The organism is Legionella sp. ST3F1, assembly GCF_048553315.1.
Taxonomy (GTDB): Bacteria; Pseudomonadota; Gammaproteobacteria; order Legionellales; family Legionellaceae; genus Tatlockia; species Tatlockia donaldsonii.
Genome location: NZ_JBLZIO010000002.1, coordinates 120,521 through 141,383, shown reverse-complemented (window position 1 = coordinate 141,383; position 20,863 = coordinate 120,521). Strand labels below are relative to the sequence as shown.

Here is a 20,863-nt window from a genome sequence, read left to right as displayed (position 1 = left end):
TGCTGCCATTTATAATTCCTGCGGTATCAAAGAAAACATGAAGCACTTTATTTTCAATCGATTATACTTAAATTACTAAGCACTATATATATGCAACACAATATGGATCTAAATCAAATTCGTGCATTTATTGCTGCTGCTGATTTCCGTTCTTTCACTTTAGCAGCCGATTACCTGTATATCACCCAATCGGCAATGAGTAAGCGTATTGCGGCGCTTGAATCAGAAATTAAGACCTCTTTATTCATCAGAGAACATAACCGCCTAATTCTAACTGAGACAGGAAAGATTTTCTTACCTTACGCTATCGAGACATTGCAGACTATCCAATCAGGTATATCGTCCATTAATCATTTTATAGATAAACAAAAAAAACCATTGCGAGTTGGAGTCGATTTTTTGATTGGTAGCTGGATGTTACCCGATTTTCTGGCTTCTTTTAGTCATGGACATCAGGATATAGAGTTTTCAGTCAGCTATTTATCACCACTAATGAGTTTTCGCGCCTTGCGTAATCGTGAAATCGAGCTTTGTTTAAATTGCATTAGCGATAAAATCGCCCATGAATTTGAATTAATTCCTCTTTTTACGCTTCCGTATGTTATCAAGGTGGCTAGTAACCACCCTTTGGCTAAGAAAAAAAATCCGGCTCTAGCCACTATTCTGGAGTACCCAGGGATTGTCATGCCTAAATATGCCCCTCCACGCCAGACTCTAGAGAATTTTTTATATAGAAAAAATCTTATATTACTTGCACAGCATGAAGCGGAACCTATTTTTGCACTGTTAAAACTTGCCAAATTAAGTTTAGGTTGGTGTTTTATACCCAAAAATGTCATTGATAGGAACCTAATCACTATCTATGAGCATCCAACCTTACATATTGATTATTTCATCATTTATCGCAAAGGGCATAAACTCAGCGATGACGCCCAAAATTTCATTACCCACCTAAGGGAGATTCAATTCTTTGAATAGCGCTATGTGCATACCTGGCACTGCTCAATTCTAAAGCAAACAAAACAGATAATTGATAATTAGTTAACCGTATATGGCGTTAATTACACAATTTTTTAGTAAACCTATTGTCACTACTCCCCATTTTACGTTATGTTGAAATGCCCAGCACAAAAATGGGTTATTTAAAGTTATTACCATTTATAGCAAAATACAATTGCTCAATTGTTTTTTTGAAGCAATTGACCGGCTTTAACAAAAGGAGGAGTTATGGCTACAGGTGAAGTAAAATGGTTTAATAATGCCAAAGGATGGGGTTTTATTATGCCAGAAGGCGGCGGTGAAGACATTTTTGTTCACTTCTCTGCTATTCATGGTACCGGCTATAAAACACTGGTTCCCGGGCAACAGGTAAGCTATGACCTTGAGAAAGGCGAGCGCGGCTTGCATGCTTCTAACGTAATAGCACTGAACAGCGAAAACGTATCGGCTTAAGTGTCTATTAGATGCGCGGCAGCTTTTTGCTGCTGCGACGGTGCCGTTGCTGTATTATGTGAGTTTTCTCAGTGCGTTATTTAAAATGAAAAATGGTTTATTGTTGATCAATCTGGGCACGCCAGAGGCACCTGATATTATTGCCGTCCGAAAATATCTGCGAGAATTCTTAGCTGATAAGCGGGTTATCGACTTACCTGCACCGTTAAGGTATCTCTTGCTTTATTGCATCATTTTACCTTTTCGCCCCAAACAATCAGCACACGCTTATCAAGCGATTTGGAGCGAGGAAGGCTCGCCCCTGCTAATTCACAGTCGGCATTTACAAACCAAGTTACAAACGGCACTTGGAAGTCGTTGGCAAGTGAGCCTTGGGATGCGTTATGGCAACCCCTCTTTAATAAGCGCTTTAGAAGAAGTACGCCATTGTGCGCGTTTGACCATACTGCCCTTATACCCACAGTATTCCTCTGCTGCTACTGGCTCATCCATTGAGAAAGTATTGCATTTATTAGCCTCTCAACCTGTTTTCCCAACACTCACCATTATTCGTGATTTTCATGTCCATCCAGGCTTCATTAACGCGCAGGCAACGCTGATAAAACCGTATGTTGCCGATCACGATTATGTCTTATTCAGTTATCATGGGGTACCAGAACGCCATCTACTCAATACGGGTTGTAACAAAATTTGTGAGCAAAGTTGCCCACCCATTGATGAAAATAATCAAGCTTGTTACAAAGCACAATGCTATGCAACAACTCGTTCCCTGGTGAAGGCGTTGAGTTTATCGGCGGACAAATATGGTATCGCCTTTCAATCCAGATTAGGCAAAACACCTTGGATAAAACCCTATCTTGATGAAGTATTACCTAAACTGGCTACGCAAGGAATTAAACGTCTCGCAGTCTCTTGCCCTTCTTTTGTCGCTGACTGTCTTGAAACGCTGGAGGAAATCGGCATACGCGCACAAGAGCAATGGCAACAACTTGGTGGTACAAAATTAACGCTTATTCCCTGTGTAAACGATAGTGAACTATGGATTAACGCGCTTGTTAATCTGGTTACCAGCCCTGAAAATAGCAATAACTAAAACTAAAACGCCCTTATTTAACAAAAGATCGCTGGGCAAGGAGACACGGCGCGTAGAATTGGAGTACACGTCAGTGCATGAGGATTCGAGCACCGTATCGACGAGGCAATTTCCCACCCCGGTAGCGTTTGGAAACAGGGCTAAAGAATAACAGCTAAAATGAGTGGTTAAACAAGAATACTCCCACAAAATTGCAAAACATTTTTTTTATGCTATAGAACATAGAGACGAAGAATTTCTAACTGAGGTGAGCATGCATAGACATTTTGCCGAGCGTCTTAACAAAGAACTCGACGGTATTGGAGTACCACCTCGGACTGATGAGCGAATTGAGGTTTTTGCCAAACTTATTAAAATACCAAAATTTAAGGCAGAAGCCTTTTTGAATGGTATTACCATTCCCGATCCCACCCTGCTTAACCTCATTGCCCAAGAATTGGAAGTTAATCCTGAGTGGTTGATAGGAAAGAGCGAGCAGCGTCAGAAAAAAACACGAGCCTAAGATCTTCTTTGCTCTTTATAGCGCCTCTTCACATTGTTCAAGATTACAACTCATCCCAGTTTTCTTGATTGTCAGCAAAAAGCTGTAAACTATCCCAATCTTCAAATAAGGCCAAATGAAACAAGGCATCCCCTTCATTCACTAAAGGAATATTGGTTTTACCAATCACCAAACCATCACAGGGAGAACAAATTTTTACTTTATTGTTGCCCAAAGGATCTACAATCAAACAAAGTAATTCATCTTTATGGATTTTTGTACCAAGTAATTTGCTTTCTATAACCATGCCACTTTCCGCTGCTCTAACCCAAAACGTTGATTTTGCAACAGCTACTTCAGGTGGTGTTCTGGCAAGTGGCCTTCTTTGAGAAGGGGACAACATCTCCAGGTAGGTCATCACTTTTAAGATCCCCCGCACTCCTAGCTTGATAGACAACTCATCAAAACGTAATGCTTCACCCGCTTCATAAATAATCATCGGAATATCTAAATTATCTGTAGCATGGCGTAGGGAACCATCGCGCATGTTGGAAGGTACCATCACTGGTGCAGCGAACGCGTTGGCTAAAGCAGCAGATTGCGCGCACTGATGGCTATATCTTGTTTGGGGATAATTACTGCGATGAATTGCACCAGTATGCAAATCAATACCATGTGTTGAGTGCTCGACGATTTCTGTCATAAGCAAATTGGCAAGTTTGGAAGCCATTGAGCCTTGCTCGCGCCCAGGAAATTGACGATTCAAATCCCGCCGATCCGGCAAATAACGCGAGTGAAGGATAAAACCATAAACATTAACCACAGGAATTGTTAGCAGGGTACCTCGGATGCGCTTCAGTAGTGGGGAGTGGTGAAGCCTGCGAATGATTTCAACCCCATTAATCTCATCACCATGAATTGCTGCTGTCACAAAAAGAACAGGGCCCTCTTTCTTACCATGAAAAACATAAACCGGAACCTCAATGGGTGTCGAACTATATAACATGGACAAAGAGAGTTTGACACAACGGGATTGCCCCGCTTTGATAGATTCATTTGCAATGACAATTGGCTGTCTCGTAGTCATCCCTGGAACCGTCGGTTAATGCCTTTTGGCTTGGCATTTTTTTCAACATATTGAATAATTTTAGCAGCAATATTCACATGTGTCGCTTTTTCTATTCCTTCAAGCCCGGGCGATGAATTAATTTCCAATACCAAAGGACCATGCTTAGAGCGAATTAAATCAACCCCTGCCACTTTTAAGCCCATTGCTTTTGCAGCAGCAATCGCGATAGCCCGTTCTTGTGGGTCTAATTTGACTTTCACTGCTTTGCCACCCTGGTGCACATTGGCGCGAAAATCACCGTCTTTGGCCTGACGTTTGATAGCAGCCACTACTTTATCTCCTATGACGAAACAACGAATATCCGTACCGCGTGATTCTTCAATAAACTCTTGCACCAAAATATTGGCTGACATTTCCTTAAAGGCATTGATAATGCTCACTGCTGATTGATGGCTTTCTGCCAGAATTACCCCTTTTCCTTGAGTTCCCTCTAATAACTTAATAACTAATGGCGCCCCACCAACCATACGAATCAAGTCCTCTGTGTCATCAGGTGATTGTGCAAAACTGGTCAAGGGCATAGGAATCCCTTTACGTGCCAAAAGTTGCAAGGAACGAAATTTATCGCGCGAACGTGAAATGGCTATTGATTCATTAAGCGTGTACATCCCCATGGTTTCCATGTGCCTTAACAAGGCTGTTCCATAAAAAGTAATTGAAGCCCCAATACGGGGGATGACTGCATCAAATTTTGGTAAAGGGACACCACCGCGGTAATGAACGTTTGGATTGGAAGCAGCTACGTTCATATAGCAATTAAGTGGGTTAATGATACTAATCTCATGATTGGCTTCCTCCCCAGCCTCTTTTAAACGCTGGTGTGAATATAACTGGGGGTTTGTGGCCAATATCGCGATTTTCATGAATAAATATTTCCTTGGTTATTTTTAATTTTATATTGGTATAAGCAAAGCCTAGCTCATAATTGAAGCCTTGCATTAAACTTCTTCCGCAACTCTACAGCAGTGGAGTTTTTGCTTGGTCGATAGGGTGCTACGCTCCGTTTCTCCTTGCTCTACTCTCACTACAAAGCATGACAAGAGCCGTTTCTATTTTTATTTTTGAGACGACGGACAGTCCTCGTAGGAAATCAATTTTAATAACAAAGCCAGTAGCAGGAGCATAGCCTGGATAAAACTATCCAGACTAACCCTGGCAGGAATATATGAATGCAACTACAGACTATTAGCGCGCCTTCGCAAGTGTTCTAAGAAACTAATAATTGATAATCTTGAACCAAAAAATCAGCCTTGTGCGGTGTTGTGAAAAAAGCACTTAAACCACCTTGTGGATTAAACACCATCACAGCTCCACTATGTTCTATATCATAATCATGAGCATTCTTAGCATTGGGATTTACGACTTTCGCATAAGCGATACCCATTTCGCGAGTCATCTTTTTCACCATCTCATTATCGCCTCTAGCGCCATAAAAATGGGGATGAAACGCTTTGACATAATGTCTAAGTTTATCCAGATCATCTCTGTCAGGATCAACAGAAACCATTACAATCTTGGGTAAAGGCTCTACTTTTTGTTCTTCAAGCAAACGATACATTTTAGCTAATTCTGCCATGGTAGTAGGGCATACATACCCACAGTTAGTAAAACCAAAAAAAATCATAGTCCACTGTCCCTGCAAACTAGCATTATTAAACGATTTGTTATCAATCCCTGTTAAGTCAAATTGGTTAATTTCCCGCGGTTTCTGCAGTAAAGTGCCATTAAATTGTTCAACATCAATTTTCTTTCTCGCATGAATATGTTGTGAAACAAATAACCCAGTAATTAGTGCGACGAAGGCAAACAAAACAGCCACTGTCAAAGCAATATGATTTTTGGCAGGCATTTCATCTCCTCAGACATAATGATCAATCAATAAAAATACAAATAACATCATTAGATAAACAATAGAAAACCGAAAGGTACGCATAGCAACAACTGGTTGTCCATCACGATACAGCGTAATTGCCCAATATAAAAAACGCAGGCCTAACAAAATAGCACCGATAAGATATAAGTAACCGCTCATACCTATGACAAAAGGCAAAACACTGACCACCAACAGGAGAATAGTATACAAAAGTACATGCAATTTGGTAAATGGAATACCATGCGTCACTGGTAACATAGGAATTTCCGCATGCTTATACTCTTCAAAACGATAAATGGCCAAAGCCCAAAAATGGGGGGGAGTCCATGTAAAAATAATGAGTACCAAAAGCAGGGCTTGTGGATCTAAATGGTTTGTGACAGCAGTCCAGCCCAACAAAGGAGGTGCAGCACCAGCTAACCCGCCAATCACAATATTTTGTGGCGTCGCGCGCTTCAAATAGCCAGTGTATATCCCCGCATAACCTATTAAAGTTACAAAGGTGAGGACAGCAGTCAAGGTATTAACAAAAACAATGAGGATTCCCAAGCCAAGAACACCTAGTATCACCGCAAAATACAAGGCTTGCTTCACCGAAACCTTACCTTGCGCAACTGGCCTTTTTCGAGTACGGACCATGATGGCATCGATGCGTTTATCCACAAGATGATTAATCGCTGCCGCACTCCCTGCACACAACCCTATACCAACCAGGGAAGCCAATAAAATTGATAATGCTACCCAACCGGGAGTCGCTAAATACATTCCAACAACGACAGTAAGTAACATGAGTGCAACCACCTTGGGTTTGCATAGCTCTAAATAATCTCGCCAATCAACATTGAGACGAGGTTCTGTTTTAATGCTCATCACCAAGTCTCCTTTGAATAGATTTCTTTCCAAACTCTACGGTGGTGGGAAGAGGTCTAATAAGATAAAGCATCATCAATACCGTCGCCATCAACATTGCTGCCACTCCATTATGGGCAACAGCAACCCACAATGGAAGTAAGTAGATAACATTCATTACACCAAGAGCAAACTGCGTAATCACCAGCAAAATAGCCAGTAGAGTAATACGACGTAGAGATCTGCTATTGGTTTTAAATAACAATAATAACGACAGGCTCAAAACATACACCGCGGTCAGGACAGCGCCCAAACGATGAATATATTGGATAGTTGTTCTAATCTCACTGTCTAAAACACCACCTTGATAATTTGCTCCTACAGGGGCAAACAAATTAAATCCCTGCGAAAAATGTAATACAGGCCACCACTGTCCATTACACTGAGGAAAACCAATACAAGAAATCCCGGCATAATTAGAACTCACCCAACCACCCAAAGCAATTTGACAAAATACGATTATCACCGCCAAGCCTACCCAGAATCTCCATTGCGGTAAACTGGCAGGAGTCACTGAACTCAATTGCAAACGAAACCGGCTTAAACAGGAAAAAATGAGTATCCCGCCTAATAAATGTCCCATCACAACAACCGGGAGCAATTTTAATGTAACCGTCCACATGCCTAAGGCTGCCTGAAATAAAACTAAAAATACTAAGGTTACGGGTAGCTGCCAAGGTAAGCGTCCACCCTGCAGACGGCGCCAAAGAACATTCACCGCAATAAAGAGAATAAGTAACCCTAAAGTACCTGCGGCATAACGATGGGCCATTTCGGTCCAGGCTTTACGTGTTTCAATAGGACTGTAAGGATATTGATTCTGCGCTGACTCTAATGCTTTTTGTGCCTTGGGAAGCACCATATGACCATAACAACCTGGCCAATCCGGGCAACCTAAACCGGCATCGGTCAAGCGTGTATAAGCCCCCAACATAACAACGAACAAAGCTAGAATCACTGCGATTGTTGTTGCATAACGTACTGCTGTCAATTGCATGCGTTTAACCACTCTTTTCTGCTGTACTTAATAACTGTTTAAGATCATGGAATATATCCTGAGAACTAGCAGTCAATGCATAGGATAACACCAAATAATTATCAGGATTTGCTATAAACACACGTGCCTCAGGTTTCAAAATTGCCAAGGATTGTCGTTGCTCTTGAGACAGACGTAAGAAGTGAATGTCTTGTTCCTTAAAAGAATTCCTTAAAGACTCTGGTAATGCTTTGGTATTGTCTGCAAGAATCAACCACTGTTCTACTCCGTATAAACGCCGCCCCAAAGCCAGACGAATACGTGCGAGTTTATCGAGTTGATTAAGACAAGTTACCCCACAATCACCAGGACTCCACAATAAGAGACGCCATTTGTTATTACTACTCATTGCGGGTACAAGAACCGCTGGTTGCAATAACTCACCCTTATTTGTCGTTGTGGCCCCTAGCCATTGTGGATGCCTATAATATAAATAAGCCGTTATCCCTGGCGTCATAAATATCAACGCCAGCAGTACCAAAACCATATAATTACGCTTATTCATCTTCATAGGTTTTCTTCAAATTTAAGGCAACAAATAAAATTAAAACAACAAAGGCAATGACAAACCATTGCAGAGCATAGGCATAATGTCGTTCAGGAGGCATTGCTACCACCGCCCATTCTCGCACATAGCCATCAGCTTCTGATTTATCGAGGCGAATGATAAACGGATAGACTGATTTATGCAAAAATCGACCTATTAATTTTGTGTTCAATTGTTCAATAATGGCTATTTTGCCTTTTTTTTCTACAGAAGGCCCTAATACCCAATTTTTCCCTACAGGATAATAGACACGGCCTGTCAAATGCGCAGGACTTGTAGGAGTCTTGACCTGCGGCAAGGTTCGTCGCGTTACATCCCCTTGAATCCAGCCCCGATCGATTAAAATAAGGTTACCAGAATCAAGTTTAAACAGAGTAAGCACATTATAACCGAAGTGGTGCTGATAATGCTGATTATCCAGCAATAAGATATCCGGTAGATAATGACCTTTTATGCTTACTGGTTGATATTGCCGCGGCTCTATCATGCCTGGTTGCCAGAGCGTGGGACTTTGGCTGGCAAGCGCTGCCTCTGCAGCGAGCATTTGCTTTTTCTCTTCTGCCCGCGCCAATTGCCAAAAGCCAAGACGGGCAAAAAGCAATATTGCTAGCAAAGCTAAAACCGTCATTCGCCAATCAGGCGTGAAACGGCGATTAAAACAGGTTAAACTGACCATCGTTTATTTCTTCTTAAGAACTCAATTAAAATTTGGAAGGTTTGGGGAGTTGCATACATGTCGCTCGCTTGAGTGTTTCTGGCTTGATTTTCGAGCATCGCAGCGGAGCATACACAGTAGTATGTAAGCGAAGCGCAGAAAACCAAGCCATAAGCGTCAAGATAGTAGAAATGTAAACAGCCCTTAATAAAGACCAAGCCATTGCGGAGTATAACAAATGTTCACCAAAGCTATCATCCTTATTGTCATGCTGATTATTTTAGTCGCTTTAGGCAGTGGGCTCGTTTTTTTAGTGCGTGATGAGGGTAAAACAAAACGAACTGTCAAAGCGTTAACCTGGCGTATTGCTTTATCATTACTGTTATTCTTATTTCTCTTTCTGGCGTTTAGTATGGGTTGGATTCAACCTCATGCCATTTAACCAAACGCTACTGGGAAAGTGACTTGCTTTGTCGATGCGGTGCTTTATCCTCATGTACTGGCGTTGTACACTCCGGTTCTCTGCTTCGCGTCTTCTCGCAATTCACTCTCCTCAGCGAGTTTAGAAAAAGCCTAATGACAAAGTCTATCCAGGATAAGCTAATTATTTAGCCTGGATTTATACTTAAGAGAGACAAAAAATTTACACTCAATAATTTAACTAACTAAGGATGGAACTATGTACATACTGTACTCAGCGGGCACCCCTAATGGAATAAAACCAACCATTATGCTTGAAGAGTTAAAGGTCCCCTATGACATCAAGCGAATCAATATCAGCGAAGGTGAACAGTTCAAACCTGAATTTTTGAAAATCTCCCCGAATAATAAAATCCCGGTTATCTACGATCAAGAAAACGATTTTTATTTATTTGAGAGCGTCGCCATTCTTGAATATCTGGCAGATAAACATCAACAATTTTTGCCTAAAGATCTTAAACATCGATTTAATGTACTCAAATGGTGTTATTTCCAGGTAGGACATATAGGGCCTATGTTTGGTCAATATGGCCATTTTCACCGTTATGCACCAGAACAGGTGCCCTATGCTAAAAAGCGTTATGCTGATGAGGTTTTACGTTTAATGGCCGTCATGGATAAGGAATTAGTACAACATGCTTATATTAGTGGTACTGAATATACTATCGCTGATATGGCTATCTGGCCCTGGCTTTATTGCTATGAGACCTTCTATCAAGCAACCATTGATGCCAAACAATTCCCTCATTTAATGCAATGGTATCAAATGATTGCACAACGCCCACAGGTCAAGGCAGCGCTAGCAGCCTATAAAGACTAAACACAGCGCCGTATTAGCCTAATACGGCGCTGTTCATCTTTCAAAAATTGAAAAATAATGGTTATCGTGAGCGAGGTGGGGAGAAACCAGGGTCAGTTTAAACGGGGTGCAGATTAAATAGGAAAAAATTTTAGGGAGATTGCCAGACAATTGCCTCTTTGCTCATTTACAGAACGCGGTTTTAAATCTATCATTTGATTAATGTACACTAATCAATATGAGAAAAATGACGATGGCACAGGGCGGTAAGCGGGCGGGAGCCGGGCGACCCAAAGGTTCCAATATTTGGGGTGAACCCACAAAAGCGGTACGTATTCCTCTTTCACGGATCAATGGCGTTAGACAATTTCTTGAAGCGGGTAATGCAAGCTGCGCCCTGCCTCTTTATTCAAGCACTGTGCGAGCAGGCTTCCCCTCTCCGGCAGATGACCACATTGACTCTTTTCTCGATTTAAACAGTCATTTGATTAAACATCCAGCGGCAACTTTTTTTGTCATTGCGTCAGGAGATTCGATGCAAAATGCTGGTATTCAATCCGGTGATTTGTTGATCGTTGATAAAAGTTTGGAAGCAACTCATGGAAAAATTGTGATTGCCGCTATTGACGGGGAGTTAACCGTTAAACGGCTTTCATGTCTGACTAATCGAGTCCAGTTGCTACCTGAAAATGAGGGCTATCCAGCGATTGATATCACTAACGAGCAAGAGCTTGTCATCTGGGGTGTAGTGACTCACGTTATACACCAAGCAGGTTAATATGTATGCTCTGATTGACTGTAATAATTTTTATGCCTCCTGCGAGCGTCTCTTCAGGCCCGACTTGCATAACAAACCTATCGTTATTCTCTCCAATAACGATGGGGCAATTATCTCACGTTCGAACGAAGCCAAAGCGTTAGGAATCAAAATGGGAGAACCTTACTTTAAAGTCAAAGGATTTTGTAAACAGCATAAAGTTCATGTTTTTTCCTCAAATTACACGCTCTATAGAGATCTGTCACAACGAGTCATGTCTGTCATTGAAGAGTTTTGGCAAGATATGGAAATTTACTCTATTGATGAAGCCTTTTTAGATTTAAGCACCATGCCATCTTCTCTGCATGATAACTTCTGCACCACCCTTCAAAAACGCATTTTGCAATACACCGGAATTCCTACTTCTATAGGTATCGGGAGTACAAAAACGCTAGCAAAAATAGCCAATCATATTTGTAAGACAGAACTCAAAATTGCAGTTTTTAATGTCAGCAGACAACAAGATTGGCTTAAGAAAATTAATGTTGGGGAGGTTTGGGGCATTGGGCGGCAATGGCAGAAAAAGCTAATACAACGAGGGATTCATACTGCCTATGACCTGGCGAGTACAAATGTCCATTTGCTCAGAAAACAATATAATGTCATCCTTATGCGAACAGCAATGGAATTGCAGGGAATTTCTTGTTTAAGCCTGGAAGAAGCTGAACCCAGGCACTCTATTCTTTCTTCACGTTCCTTTGGCAGCATGCAGACTGACTTCGAGCCTCTTGCTCAAGCAATTAGTAGCCATTGCGCCATTGCCTGTGAGAAATTACGCCGACAGCATTTGCTGGTGCAATCGCTATCCATCTTTGTAAAAACAAACCGTTTTCGTGCTGATTTAGCCCAATACCATCAATCTATAACTATAAAACTGGAGATGCCAACGGATGATTTACGCTTAATTACCCATTATGGTAAAGAAGGGTTGCGTCAAATATACAAAGCGGGTTTCCAATATAAAAAAGTGGGCATTTGCTTAGAGGAACTCATCAGTAAAGAGCATCTGCAACTGGATATTTTTCACCAGCCGCAAAAGAAATTTGAAAAAACAGAGCAAATTATGACAGTACTTGAGGCGATTAATCACAAATACGGTCGCCATTCTATTAAACTGGCTGCGGAAGGTTACTCGAAAACCTGGGCTATGAAATCGGAATTAAGATCACCAGCCTACACAACCCGTTGGTCCGACTTAGCCAAGGTTAAAAGCTAAATTTTATTGGCTGTACATCAACAATTATCTATTTAAAATCGCCCGATTTACTTGACAGTATTAATTTTTACTATCTACACTATTGAGTGCTGAAAGTGGGATTATTAAGGCACAGCTTAATCGCTTATAATAATATATTATCCATTGATTAAAAAGGAATTTTTATGAAAAAAGTAACTGGTACCGCATTAGCATTCGGCGCAGCAGCTATATTCTCTGTAGCGCCTGTCTTTGCATCATCTGCTTCTGATGCTCCTATGGTTCAGTGCAAAGGCGTTAATGCTTGTAAAGGCCAAAGCGCTTGCAAAACTGCTAACAATTCTTGTAAAGGTCAAAACGCCTGTAAAGGTCAAGGTGTTACTATGATGACCCAAGATGCGTGCCAAAAAGCTGGCGGCACAACAGATGCTGGCAACTCTACAACTCAGCAATAATTAATTATTACCAGGCATGCTTTCGCATGCCTGGTTTTTATCAATAAGTCGTTATGAATTCTATTCTCAAAGAGCCGCAAAAAATGCCCTACCTCGGGTTTGGTTTAGGGTTACGTCCTGAGCATTATGAAGAAATACTACAACAAAAACCGTCTCTGGATTGGCTTGAGATCATTACTGAGAATTATTTAATACCCGGCGGTAAGCCACTCTATTATTTGGATAAAATTCGCCAGGATTACCCTCTTGTGATGCATGGCGTGTCATTATCTCTCGGCAGCACCGATCCGCTCGATAAAACTTATCTCAAAGAAGTAAAATTACTGGCTGAACGTATTGAACCGGTTTGGATTTCCGATCATTTATGCTGGACAGGCATTCATGGGCTAAACATGCACGATTTATTACCCCTGCCCTATACTGAGGAAGCCATTAATCACCTTGCTTCTCGCATTATTGAAATACAAGATTATTTAGGTCGGCAAATTCTTATTGAGAATGTTTCCAGCTACCTCACCTTTCTCCAGTCAGAGCTCACGGAATGGGAATTCATTACAGAAATTTCCAATCGCGCCGATTGCTATATTTTATGTGATGTCAATAACATCTATGTCAGTTCAGTCAATCACCATTTTAATGCCCTTGAATACATTAATGGCATACCACGCCAACGCGTAGCCCAGATTCATCTTGCCGGCCATTCCGACCATGGTGATTACATCATTGATACTCATGATGCCCCAATAGTCAAAGCTGTGTGGGATTTATATGCCAAGACTATTGAACGTTTGGGACCGGTTTCAACGATGATAGAGCGGGATGACAATATTCCTCCCCTGTCGGATTTATTAGTTGAATTAAATCAAGCTAGAAACATTGCAAACAACCTTTCCATCAAAGAGTTAGCAATATGACTGATTTACATCACTTACAAGATAGCTTACAAAACTACTTACTCAAGAACCCAAGCGATATTCAAGCAGCCATTGTAACCAGCAATAAAGTACCTGCAGCCAAGCGTCTGGCTATTTATGGAGAGGCTTATCGTCTCCGCCTTCTTGAAGCATTGGCTACTAATTACCCTATTCTCAAACACCACCTGGGTGACGATGCCTTCCAGAAAATAGGCGAGAACTATATCCATAGTCACCCCTCCTGTTATCGTTCAATTCGTTGGTTTGGTGACAAATTTGCTGAGTATTTAGCAGGTGACAACAATACTAATTATCCTTATCTAGCCGAACTTGCCCAATTTGAATGGCATATGGCACTAGCCTTTGATGCCGCGGATACCAGGCTAATCCGTATTGAAGACATAGCTACCCTACCGCCAGAATCTTGGCCTACTATGCAGTTTCTTACTCATCCATCGTTACACCGACTCAATTTTTTCTGGAATGTTGTCTCGCTCTGGCAAGCTCTGGCCAATGAACAGCCCTTCACTGAGAAAGAGCTGGTAATGAATAGTAACCCATTGCCCTGGGTTGTTTGGCGTAATGAGTATACCATTCGGTTTTATTCCTTAGCCGAGGACGAAGCCTGGGCTCTTGATGCCCTAATCCAAGGACTGAGTTTCGGTGAATTATGTGCAGGGCTCTGTGAATGGGTAGAGGAACAAGAGGTAGGCATGCGAGCTGCCTCATTATTAAAAGGTTGGATACAATCAGGTTTATTGGCAGAAATAAAACTCAATTAAGAGAGTACCCCGTAATAAACAATTTGAGCCCGCATCATGCCGCGCTAAGGCTTTTCTATGCAACTTGATTTTCTGGACATTATCCTAGCCTTTTTTGAAGGCTTCGCCTTAATTATTTCACCTTGTATTCTGCCTATTTTGCCTATTATTCTTGCCGGTTCTTTCGCGGGCAGCAAGAAACGTCCGATGGGTATTATTATAGGTTTTGTTATAACGTTTACCCTCTTCGCATTTTTTTCACGTCAATTGGTTGAATACTCTGGCATCGATCTCAATATCATCCGTCATTTTTCTTACGGCATACTACTGTTATTAGGCATTATTATGCTCTCAACTTATCTCACAGAAAAATTTAGCCATCTGACGCAGCGCTTGGTTGGAGTAAGCTCAGCCTTCTCTGCCGCAGCCAATCCACAAGGCGGACTGATAAGTGGTTTTTTCTTTGGCGCTTTGGTCGCAATTATCTGGACACCCTGTGCAGGCCCTATCCTTGCAGCAATTATCGTCCAAACAGTGATCCAGCAAACAACTATCATCAGCTTTCTGAGTCTCCTGGCTTTTAGCCTGGGGGCCGCCATACCGATGCTAATCATTGCGCTGTATGGCATAACCATCATGGATAAATTCACTTTTTTCAAAACAAGAACATCTCTTTTTCGCAAGATTCTAGGACTAATCATTATCGCAAGTGTTGCCTATATGATTTATCAAGAACGAGGAGAGGTCACTTCCACAACAACAGCCAAGACAGGTATTCAAACCGCTACAACATTGCAAAATGGTTTATGGCTTCCTTATAAAGCACCTGAAATAAGCAGTATAGAAGCCTGGATAAACTCAGCTCCTTTGCAATTGACCAATCTAAAAGGCAAAGTCATTCTCGTTGATTTTTGGACATACTCTTGTATTAATTGTGTCCGTACCCTCCCTTATCTTAAAAACTGGTATGACAACTATCACGATAAAGGCTTGGTTATTATCGGTGTACATAGTCCCGAATTTGATTTTGAAAAAAATCTGGACAATGTTAAAAATGCAGTGAAACGTAACGGCATTCAATACCCGGTCGCCCTCGACAATCAATTTGTAACCTGGCGCAATTTTAATAATCATTATTGGCCTGCTCATTATTTAATTAATAAAGAAGGGGATGTTGTCTATAACCATTTGGGTGAAGGGGACTATGAGATCACTGAAAACAACATCCGATTTCTATTGGGGATCGGCGGGCTTGCCATGCCTACTGAGGCCAGCACCGATCATCCATCACTCGCTGAGACACCAGAAACGTATTTGGGTTATGCACGCGCAGACAGGAATGCCAGCCCCTACCCATTAATTCATGATAAACCCGCGCAGTATAGCTTCCCAGAACAATTCCCCTCCAATAGCTGGGGCTTACAAGGACTGTGGCAGGTGATGCCTGATAAAATTATCTCCATGCAAGCCAATGCAGCTATAAAAATTCAATTTAATGCCCGTAAAGTTTTTGTAGTAATGGGGAATACGTCCTCAAAACCCATTCAGGTGAAACTGCTTCTAGATGGTCGAATGATCACGACAGAGAAAGGTAAAGATGTTATAAACAGCAGCATTAACGTCAACAAACATTCTATTTATGAGCTGGTCGTTTTACCTCATTTTGCCGACGGTCTTTTACAAATAACAGCGACTGAACCCGGGCTTGCTATCTATACTTTTACCTTTGGCAGTTAAGGTTCCTAACTCGTTTTGCTGGACAGCCGCCTTCTTCAGTGGAAAGACAGTTTGCCTTTCCACTGAGAGCAGCCACCAACTCATTAACCTTTATTTCCGCACAATCAAATTATTTTCCACACCTTTAACGCCATTGACTTTACCCGCTACATCTCCTGCTGTATCACTTTGGCGAATCGTCTTCACATAACCACTTAGTAATACAATACCATTATGTGCTTCCACATGAATACGAACTGGAGCAAGTTCAGGCGTGTTGATGAAGGCTGTATTGACCGATGCAGTCAATGATTCATCAGAAAAACGTGGCTGGAAAAAATTTCCTCCACTGAACATTTGACAACCGGTTAAGAGTGAAAAACCCAGAGCAATTAACATACCTTGATAATATTTTCTCATCATTTCCCCTTTTTTATTTTTATTCATGCTCCAAGATCACATGAGTTGTTTTAATTTTTTCCAAATAGCCCTTCTTTATTAGCAAGAAGCGTGCGTAAATGATCAATTTCCTTGAGTAATTCAAGTGCAAGCCCAGCACCAGCGACATTAATACCTAAATCTCTGTTTAATTGTAATACAGTGCGAATGCAACGTAAGGCTTCATTATCAAATTGCCATTCATCGTTCTCATTTTTATGGATACTAATAATGCCTTCATCGATAATTTCCATAATTATTTCTCTGGGTACCCCCAAAGAAGAAGTAATCTCATGCAAAGACAAATAAAACCATTCTTCACAAGTTTCAGTGGGTGCTTTTCTAGACTCAGTCATTACTAACTCCCAATTTTTCTCGTGGATTAAATTTTGTAGTCCCTGCCATTTGCTGATATAGGCTGGTCAACTGTTCATTCTCTTCGTCAGGAATAACTATTTGTAGAATGACATATTGATCCCCTGGAGGATTACCCGGCAAGCCTCTTCCCTTAAGACGCATTTGTTTTCCGGCTTGCGCTAATTTAGGAATTTTTAAATTGACCGGCCCAGCCAGTGTCGGAACTTTGATTGAAGCGCCGAGTGCTGCTTCCCAGGGAGTAACAGGGACTTGTAAATGAATATCTTTTTTCTGTAAGTGAAACCAGGGATGAGGGGCAATATGAATTTCAATGTATAAATCACCCGCTTGCTGGCCAGCTCCTTTGCCACCTTGACCTTTTAATCGTATCTGCTGTTTATTACCAATACCTGGAGGGATTTTTACTTTAATCGCTCGTAGTTGATAATCCATGAATCCTTGATTATTCATCACTGGCATTTGTAATTGCAGCGTTTTTTCAGCGCCATTAAAACTATCTTCAAGACTAATTGTTAATTTGGCATGCACATCACGCCCCTGATCATAATAGGAAGCCTGTTGCTGCTGCTGACGTTCACGAAAAATGCTGTTGATAAAATCCTCAAAGTCAGCGGTATTGCCTTCATTAAAGTGATAATACCCACCCTGATCTGATTGTGGCCTATAGGCTTGTCCCTGTTGTTGCTCCTTCCAGTATTGGCCATACTGATCGTATTTAGCGCGTTTATCCGGATCGCTCAAAACACTATAAGCCTCACCCAATTCTTTAAACTTGGCTTCAGCATCAGCCTCTTTGCTGACATCAGGATGATATTTGCGCGCAAGCTTTCGATAAACGCGTTTAATATCTTCTTGGCTGGCACTACGTTCAAGTCCCATTATCTCGTAATAGTCTTTATATTCCATAACCCTGGTTAGTAAATGATTTTCTTCATTTTTAGCGACGGGCTGAAGCTTGTCAATTTCTTTTAGAGCTAAAAGGATGAAAAAGATAAAAATAGAAAAACGGTGAGAATCCTTCTCACCCCTTTCCTATCTACCAAATATTTCCGGGCCTTTGTCTTGATTCTCTCTTAACTCATCCATTGTTTGCTTAAAGTTACTCTTATAAGCAGAACTAATAGACGTCGCGAGTTTGTCTGCCTTTTCCAAGGTTTTTTGATGAATGACTCTTTCTGCACAAGCTTCTTTAATGCCTTTAAGCAAATTATCCACATAGGCCTTATGAGGCTTGAAAAGAGTCTCCTGATAGGAGCTACTGCTATAACCATAGAATGTACCTAGTTCATTGGCTGGCTTGAACGTTGGGCTTATCACATTAATTGCTTTATGATTAAATTGCATGGAAGGGATCTCACTACCCAGTGTCATCAAGGCTGTCCATATATAACCCATTTCTTTTTCTTCAAAGCCCCGCAATATAACTTGGTTACTCGCTGTAGGCGGCTCACTGAAGGCACTTAATAGTGTCACTGCACAGGCGAAAGCAAAATGTATTCTATCTTCAACCAGTTGAGGATCATCTTCCGGTACTCCATGAGGAGCCTCAGGAAATTTGGTTATGGTCAACTTAAGATCAGATAGATACTCGCTTGCATTGGCAAGACTGGTACGATAACTCGATGCTCTCTCTTCAATATAAGATCCAGAATACCGACCGGTGCGTGCCGCATCGGGATTAATAGTATGTTCTCTAAAATGCCCTGCTTTAAAGGCATCACCAGCCGTATACCGAGCTTGGCGAGCACCCAAGCCTAAGGTCGTCGATCTGGCACTGACTGTTGTGGCACTCGATGTATAGCCTGCTCTAAAATGCGCAGCCCTTTCATCCATGGGATGATCGGTAGCAGCACTCTTGAAAGGAAATACCTCAAGAGCGCCCTCATCTGTTTTTGCCCGTCGAATGGTTTCTAATATGCCGTCCTTCAACACCGGATTGACCGCTCTCGGATCACCGTACAATTGCGTATATACCGGTTTATAGAGCTCCAATTCTGTTTCTACTTTTCTCAAATAGGTAGTTAAGAGAGCCTTACGCTCTTGAAGCTCCTTCTTCTGCGGTCCAGTGAATCCATCCATATTAACCGGAATGCTGTTTATTTGCTCAACTAATTCATTACGAAGTGGTACCAGATAATCCACAATCACTTTACAAGTAGTTGCCAATTCAGTGAAATGTGCTTCCATGGCTATTGCATTTTTCTTGGCGGCGCCCCGGAAAGCGGGACTAAACCAATGCATGGGATTCATAGCCCCTAATTGACGTAATTCACTACGTACCTTGTCATCAACAGTACCAATCGCACCTACACGCCTATTGATGCCAATTAAGGTAGTTCTATCAGCCGCTAACGCTGCGGCGTATTGGCCAGGATCTGAATAAGCATCCCTCTTGTCATTACGTTCATCACGAAGAGCAACGATCCGCCTGCTTGCCGCCTCACGAACCCGCAGGTAGGCATCATCTTGCACTAAAGCCTGGATATTCCGTAGATTTAGCTCATCAACTTGATGCCAGTTATGATTTAATGATGCATTGCTATTAGCGGTGGAAATCGCAGTTAGCAGCTCCTTATCCTTACTGGCAGCAATTTCTCGTTGCAAAGCATGAATAGCTTTTTCCTGCGCTATGATCCTTGGATCAGGCTCGTCTGGACGACGATGCCTTGCTGCATCTAAAACAAGCAAACGTGCCCTTGCCAACTCAGAAAATTGAGTATGAGCATCCTCTTTAATCAGAGCTCGTAAATGATCTGCATTCCCTTTACGAAACATTCTAAAAGTTACTTCTAAAAACTCATTTGTTCTAGCTTCTCCACTAACAGCTTCCAAAAATCGCGCATCGTCGCATCCATTGATGAAATCGGTTAGGGCAACGATAGCGGCTTGGTTAGCATCCAAGCGATCTTGAGCTCTGGCTTTAATGTCCCGAAAAGCATCTGCACTAGTCAAAGCAGCCACATACCCAACATTTAAATCAACCAATCCATCATTTGCCACAACACCAGCTACTCGAGTTAATAACTCGACATCGTGACTACCATTAACTTCGGCTATCAGGGCTGCCTTTGCTTCCAGTTCCAAAGTGCCTAAACGAGCTCTTGCCTCGTCTCTAATTCCTGCATAAGCAGCAACATCTCGCAAGAATCCTACATGCACATCAAATCCACCACCTACCCGCAAATCATCATTCTCTTCAGCATCAGCAATCTCACGCAAAACAGCCAACTCTCTGCTATCCCGGATTGTGGCTTTTAATGCATTACTTGCTTGTTGACTTAGCGCTGTCAGACGTTCATCGGCAGCTGTTTGAATGCGTGCTTGCCAAGCCACATTGTCCGTAATAGCACGAACAGAAGTTGCATGTTCTCTATGGTCAGCATCATCCCAACCAATAGCCTCCAAATCTAAAGCAGCTGAATTATCAACACTAGAAATAGCAGTTAATGTAGCTACACTGGTACGATCATCTTTAATAAGAGCTTCGAGGAAAAGTAACCCTTTCTGTTGAGCAACTGCCCTTAACGTGTTATCCAGTTCTCGAATTCTAAGGAGTGTTTCCTCAGCGAGACGTGCCTGCTCTTCTTTTGCCTGTCTTTCTAGTTCAATTTCTCTATCTTTTTGTCGAACATGTTCTTCAAGTTCATCTACCTGCTCACGCAGCCCACTGTTTGCAGACTCTAGCTCTTCTACACGTGAGGTTTGTTTGGAATGCTCTACACGCAATAATTCCAG

The 20,863-nt window shown here is 41.8% G+C and carries 23 protein-coding genes; 12 read left to right on the top strand and 11 right to left on the bottom strand.

Annotated features, from left to right (window positions below):
• The first annotated feature begins 102 nt into the window (after window positions 1-102).
• From ACN4Z1_RS02820 to ACN4Z1_RS02805, 4 genes are all read left to right on the top strand, one after another.
• Window positions 103-978 carry a LysR family transcriptional regulator gene (locus ACN4Z1_RS02820; protein ID WP_228363379.1) on the top strand — a complete coding sequence of 292 codons (876 nt, stop codon included), beginning with the start codon at window positions 103-105 and terminating at the stop codon, window positions 976-978.
• 249 nt (window positions 979-1,227) lie between these two features.
• Window positions 1,228-1,452, top strand: a complete 225-nt coding sequence (locus ACN4Z1_RS02815; RefSeq protein ID WP_058447036.1) for a cold-shock protein — start codon at window positions 1,228-1,230, stop codon at window positions 1,450-1,452.
• A gap of 85 nt (window positions 1,453-1,537) precedes the next feature.
• Window positions 1,538-2,545 (top strand): ferrochelatase, encoded by a 1,008-nt coding sequence (gene hemH / locus ACN4Z1_RS02810; protein ID WP_228363380.1) that lies wholly within the window; start codon window positions 1,538-1,540, stop codon window positions 2,543-2,545.
• A gap of 253 nt (window positions 2,546-2,798) precedes the next feature.
• Entirely contained in the window at window positions 2,799-3,047 is a 249-nt protein-coding gene (locus tag ACN4Z1_RS02805; protein ID WP_115221936.1) for a hypothetical protein, read from the top strand.
• Window positions 3,048-3,090: 43 nt separating this feature from the next.
• On the opposite strand, the gene ACN4Z1_RS02800 is transcribed toward ACN4Z1_RS02805, so the two are convergent.
• The 7 genes from ACN4Z1_RS02800 to ACN4Z1_RS02770 form a co-directional block, all read right to left on the bottom strand.
• Window positions 3,091-4,113, bottom strand: coding sequence for a succinylglutamate desuccinylase/aspartoacylase family protein (locus tag ACN4Z1_RS02800; protein WP_228363381.1), 1,023 nt, complete (start codon window positions 4,111-4,113; stop codon window positions 3,091-3,093).
• On the bottom strand, window positions 4,110-5,018 hold the full coding sequence (gene rimK, locus ACN4Z1_RS02795; RefSeq protein ID WP_228363382.1) for a 30S ribosomal protein S6--L-glutamate ligase: 909 nt from the start codon (window positions 5,016-5,018) through the stop codon (window positions 4,110-4,112). The genes ACN4Z1_RS02800 and rimK overlap by 4 nt, the downstream gene beginning before the upstream one ends.
• Window positions 5,019-5,362: 344 nt before the next feature.
• Window positions 5,363-6,004, bottom strand: a complete 642-nt coding sequence (locus ACN4Z1_RS02790; RefSeq protein WP_115221937.1) for an SCO family protein — start codon at window positions 6,002-6,004, stop codon at window positions 5,363-5,365.
• Between the two features lie 9 nt (window positions 6,005-6,013).
• Complete coding sequence (gene cyoE, locus ACN4Z1_RS02785) at window positions 6,014-6,898, bottom strand: heme o synthase (protein WP_115221938.1); 885 nt, start codon at window positions 6,896-6,898, stop codon at window positions 6,014-6,016.
• Window positions 6,888-7,934, bottom strand: a complete 1,047-nt coding sequence (locus ACN4Z1_RS02780; protein WP_228363383.1) for a COX15/CtaA family protein — start codon at window positions 7,932-7,934, stop codon at window positions 6,888-6,890. The genes cyoE and ACN4Z1_RS02780 overlap by 11 nt, the downstream gene beginning before the upstream one ends.
• 4 nt (window positions 7,935-7,938) lie before the next feature.
• The gene (locus ACN4Z1_RS02775) at window positions 7,939-8,484 is read right to left on the bottom strand and encodes a hypothetical protein (RefSeq protein ID WP_228363384.1); all 546 of its coding nucleotides are present in this window, start codon (window positions 8,482-8,484) and stop codon (window positions 7,939-7,941) included.
• Complete coding sequence (locus ACN4Z1_RS02770) at window positions 8,471-9,196, bottom strand: SURF1 family protein (RefSeq protein WP_228363385.1); 726 nt, start codon at window positions 9,194-9,196, stop codon at window positions 8,471-8,473. Before ACN4Z1_RS02770 ends, ACN4Z1_RS02775 begins: the two co-directional genes overlap by 14 nt.
• Window positions 9,197-9,413: 217 nt before the next feature.
• Here ACN4Z1_RS02770 and ACN4Z1_RS02765 point away from each other — a divergent pair, with 217 nt between their 5' ends.
• The 8 genes from ACN4Z1_RS02765 (at window position 9,414) to ACN4Z1_RS02730 (ending at window position 16,333) form a co-directional block, all read left to right on the top strand.
• Window positions 9,414-9,617: a twin transmembrane helix small protein gene (locus ACN4Z1_RS02765; RefSeq protein ID WP_058447043.1), complete on the top strand. Its 204-nt coding sequence runs from the start codon at window positions 9,414-9,416 to the stop codon at window positions 9,615-9,617.
• A 237-nt stretch (window positions 9,618-9,854) separates the two neighbouring features.
• Window positions 9,855-10,475, top strand: coding sequence for a glutathione S-transferase N-terminal domain-containing protein (locus ACN4Z1_RS02760; RefSeq protein WP_228363386.1), 621 nt, complete (start codon window positions 9,855-9,857; stop codon window positions 10,473-10,475).
• Window positions 10,476-10,707: 232 nt separating this feature from the next.
• Complete coding sequence (locus tag ACN4Z1_RS02755; protein ID WP_228364078.1) at window positions 10,708-11,232, top strand: LexA family protein; 525 nt, start codon at window positions 10,708-10,710, stop codon at window positions 11,230-11,232.
• Between the two features lies 1 nt (window position 11,233).
• The gene (locus ACN4Z1_RS02750) at window positions 11,234-12,487 is read left to right on the top strand and encodes a Y-family DNA polymerase (RefSeq protein ID WP_228363387.1); all 1,254 of its coding nucleotides are present in this window, start codon (window positions 11,234-11,236) and stop codon (window positions 12,485-12,487) included.
• A 164-nt stretch (window positions 12,488-12,651) separates the two neighbouring features.
• Window positions 12,652-12,921, top strand: coding sequence for a hypothetical protein (locus tag ACN4Z1_RS02745; protein WP_058447047.1), 270 nt, complete (start codon window positions 12,652-12,654; stop codon window positions 12,919-12,921).
• Between the two features lie 53 nt (window positions 12,922-12,974).
• Window positions 12,975-13,835 (top strand): DUF692 domain-containing protein, encoded by an 861-nt coding sequence (locus tag ACN4Z1_RS02740; RefSeq protein WP_228363388.1) that lies wholly within the window; start codon window positions 12,975-12,977, stop codon window positions 13,833-13,835.
• Complete coding sequence (locus tag ACN4Z1_RS02735; protein WP_228363389.1) at window positions 13,832-14,617, top strand: DNA-binding domain-containing protein; 786 nt, start codon at window positions 13,832-13,834, stop codon at window positions 14,615-14,617. The genes ACN4Z1_RS02740 and ACN4Z1_RS02735 overlap by 4 nt, the downstream gene beginning before the upstream one ends.
• A 57-nt stretch (window positions 14,618-14,674) precedes the next feature.
• Window positions 14,675-16,333, top strand: a complete 1,659-nt coding sequence (locus tag ACN4Z1_RS02730; protein WP_228363390.1) for a cytochrome c biogenesis protein DipZ — start codon at window positions 14,675-14,677, stop codon at window positions 16,331-16,333.
• Window positions 16,334-16,423: 90 nt separating this feature from the next.
• On the opposite strand, the gene ACN4Z1_RS02725 is transcribed toward ACN4Z1_RS02730, so the two are convergent.
• The 4 genes from ACN4Z1_RS02725 to ACN4Z1_RS02710 all read right to left on the bottom strand — a co-directional run.
• Complete coding sequence (locus ACN4Z1_RS02725; protein ID WP_228363391.1) at window positions 16,424-16,759, bottom strand: BON domain-containing protein; 336 nt, start codon at window positions 16,757-16,759, stop codon at window positions 16,424-16,426.
• Between the two features lie 23 nt (window positions 16,760-16,782).
• Window positions 16,783-17,106 carry a chaperone modulator CbpM gene (locus ACN4Z1_RS02720; RefSeq protein ID WP_115221950.1) on the bottom strand — a complete coding sequence of 108 codons (324 nt, stop codon included), beginning with the start codon at window positions 17,104-17,106 and terminating at the stop codon, window positions 16,783-16,785.
• Window positions 17,099-18,034, bottom strand: coding sequence for a DnaJ C-terminal domain-containing protein (locus tag ACN4Z1_RS02715; protein WP_228363392.1), 936 nt, complete (start codon window positions 18,032-18,034; stop codon window positions 17,099-17,101). Before ACN4Z1_RS02715 ends, ACN4Z1_RS02720 begins: the two co-directional genes overlap by 8 nt.
• A 126-nt stretch (window positions 18,035-18,160) precedes the next feature.
• Window positions 18,161-20,863: hypothetical protein (locus ACN4Z1_RS02710; RefSeq protein WP_419413434.1), on the bottom strand; the 2,703-nt coding region annotated here is incomplete at its 5' end.

Excerpts from the sequence above, each read along its gene's own strand:
- ACN4Z1_RS02725 (WP_228363391.1), bottom strand. The coding sequence starts at position 16,759 with ATGAATAAAAATAAAAAAGGGGAAATGATGAGAAAATATTATCAAGGT.
- ACN4Z1_RS02805 (WP_115221936.1), top strand. The coding sequence starts at position 2,799 with ATGCATAGACATTTTGCCGAGCGTCTTAACAAAGAACTCGACGGTATT.
- ACN4Z1_RS02735 (WP_228363389.1), top strand. The coding sequence starts at position 13,832 with ATGACTGATTTACATCACTTACAAGATAGCTTACAAAACTACTTACTC.
- ACN4Z1_RS02820 (WP_228363379.1), top strand. The coding sequence starts at position 103 with ATGGATCTAAATCAAATTCGTGCATTTATTGCTGCTGCTGATTTCCGT.
- ACN4Z1_RS02790 (WP_115221937.1), bottom strand. The coding sequence starts at position 6,004 with ATGCCTGCCAAAAATCATATTGCTTTGACAGTGGCTGTTTTGTTTGCC.
- ACN4Z1_RS02760 (WP_228363386.1), top strand. The coding sequence starts at position 9,855 with ATGTACATACTGTACTCAGCGGGCACCCCTAATGGAATAAAACCAACC.
- ACN4Z1_RS02720 (WP_115221950.1), bottom strand. The coding sequence starts at position 17,106 with ATGACTGAGTCTAGAAAAGCACCCACTGAAACTTGTGAAGAATGGTTT.
- ACN4Z1_RS02755 (WP_228364078.1), top strand. The coding sequence starts at position 10,708 with ATGGCACAGGGCGGTAAGCGGGCGGGAGCCGGGCGACCCAAAGGTTCC.
- ACN4Z1_RS02780 (WP_228363383.1), bottom strand. The coding sequence starts at position 7,934 with ATGCAATTGACAGCAGTACGTTATGCAACAACAATCGCAGTGATTCTA.
- ACN4Z1_RS02745 (WP_058447047.1), top strand. The coding sequence starts at position 12,652 with ATGAAAAAAGTAACTGGTACCGCATTAGCATTCGGCGCAGCAGCTATA.
- ACN4Z1_RS02765 (WP_058447043.1), top strand. The coding sequence starts at position 9,414 with ATGTTCACCAAAGCTATCATCCTTATTGTCATGCTGATTATTTTAGTC.
- ACN4Z1_RS02815 (WP_058447036.1), top strand. The coding sequence starts at position 1,228 with ATGGCTACAGGTGAAGTAAAATGGTTTAATAATGCCAAAGGATGGGGT.
- ACN4Z1_RS02800 (WP_228363381.1), bottom strand. The coding sequence starts at position 4,113 with ATGACTACGAGACAGCCAATTGTCATTGCAAATGAATCTATCAAAGCG.
- ACN4Z1_RS02775 (WP_228363384.1), bottom strand. The coding sequence starts at position 8,484 with ATGAAGATGAATAAGCGTAATTATATGGTTTTGGTACTGCTGGCGTTG.
- ACN4Z1_RS02740 (WP_228363388.1), top strand. The coding sequence starts at position 12,975 with ATGAATTCTATTCTCAAAGAGCCGCAAAAAATGCCCTACCTCGGGTTT.
- ACN4Z1_RS02750 (WP_228363387.1), top strand. The coding sequence starts at position 11,234 with ATGTATGCTCTGATTGACTGTAATAATTTTTATGCCTCCTGCGAGCGT.
- cyoE (WP_115221938.1), bottom strand. The coding sequence starts at position 6,898 with ATGAGCATTAAAACAGAACCTCGTCTCAATGTTGATTGGCGAGATTAT.
- rimK (WP_228363382.1), bottom strand. The coding sequence starts at position 5,018 with ATGAAAATCGCGATATTGGCCACAAACCCCCAGTTATATTCACACCAG.
- ACN4Z1_RS02730 (WP_228363390.1), top strand. The coding sequence starts at position 14,675 with ATGCAACTTGATTTTCTGGACATTATCCTAGCCTTTTTTGAAGGCTTC.
- hemH (WP_228363380.1), top strand. The coding sequence starts at position 1,538 with ATGAAAAATGGTTTATTGTTGATCAATCTGGGCACGCCAGAGGCACCT.
- ACN4Z1_RS02770 (WP_228363385.1), bottom strand. The coding sequence starts at position 9,196 with ATGGTCAGTTTAACCTGTTTTAATCGCCGTTTCACGCCTGATTGGCGA.
- ACN4Z1_RS02715 (WP_228363392.1), bottom strand. The coding sequence starts at position 18,034 with ATGGAATATAAAGACTATTACGAGATAATGGGACTTGAACGTAGTGCC.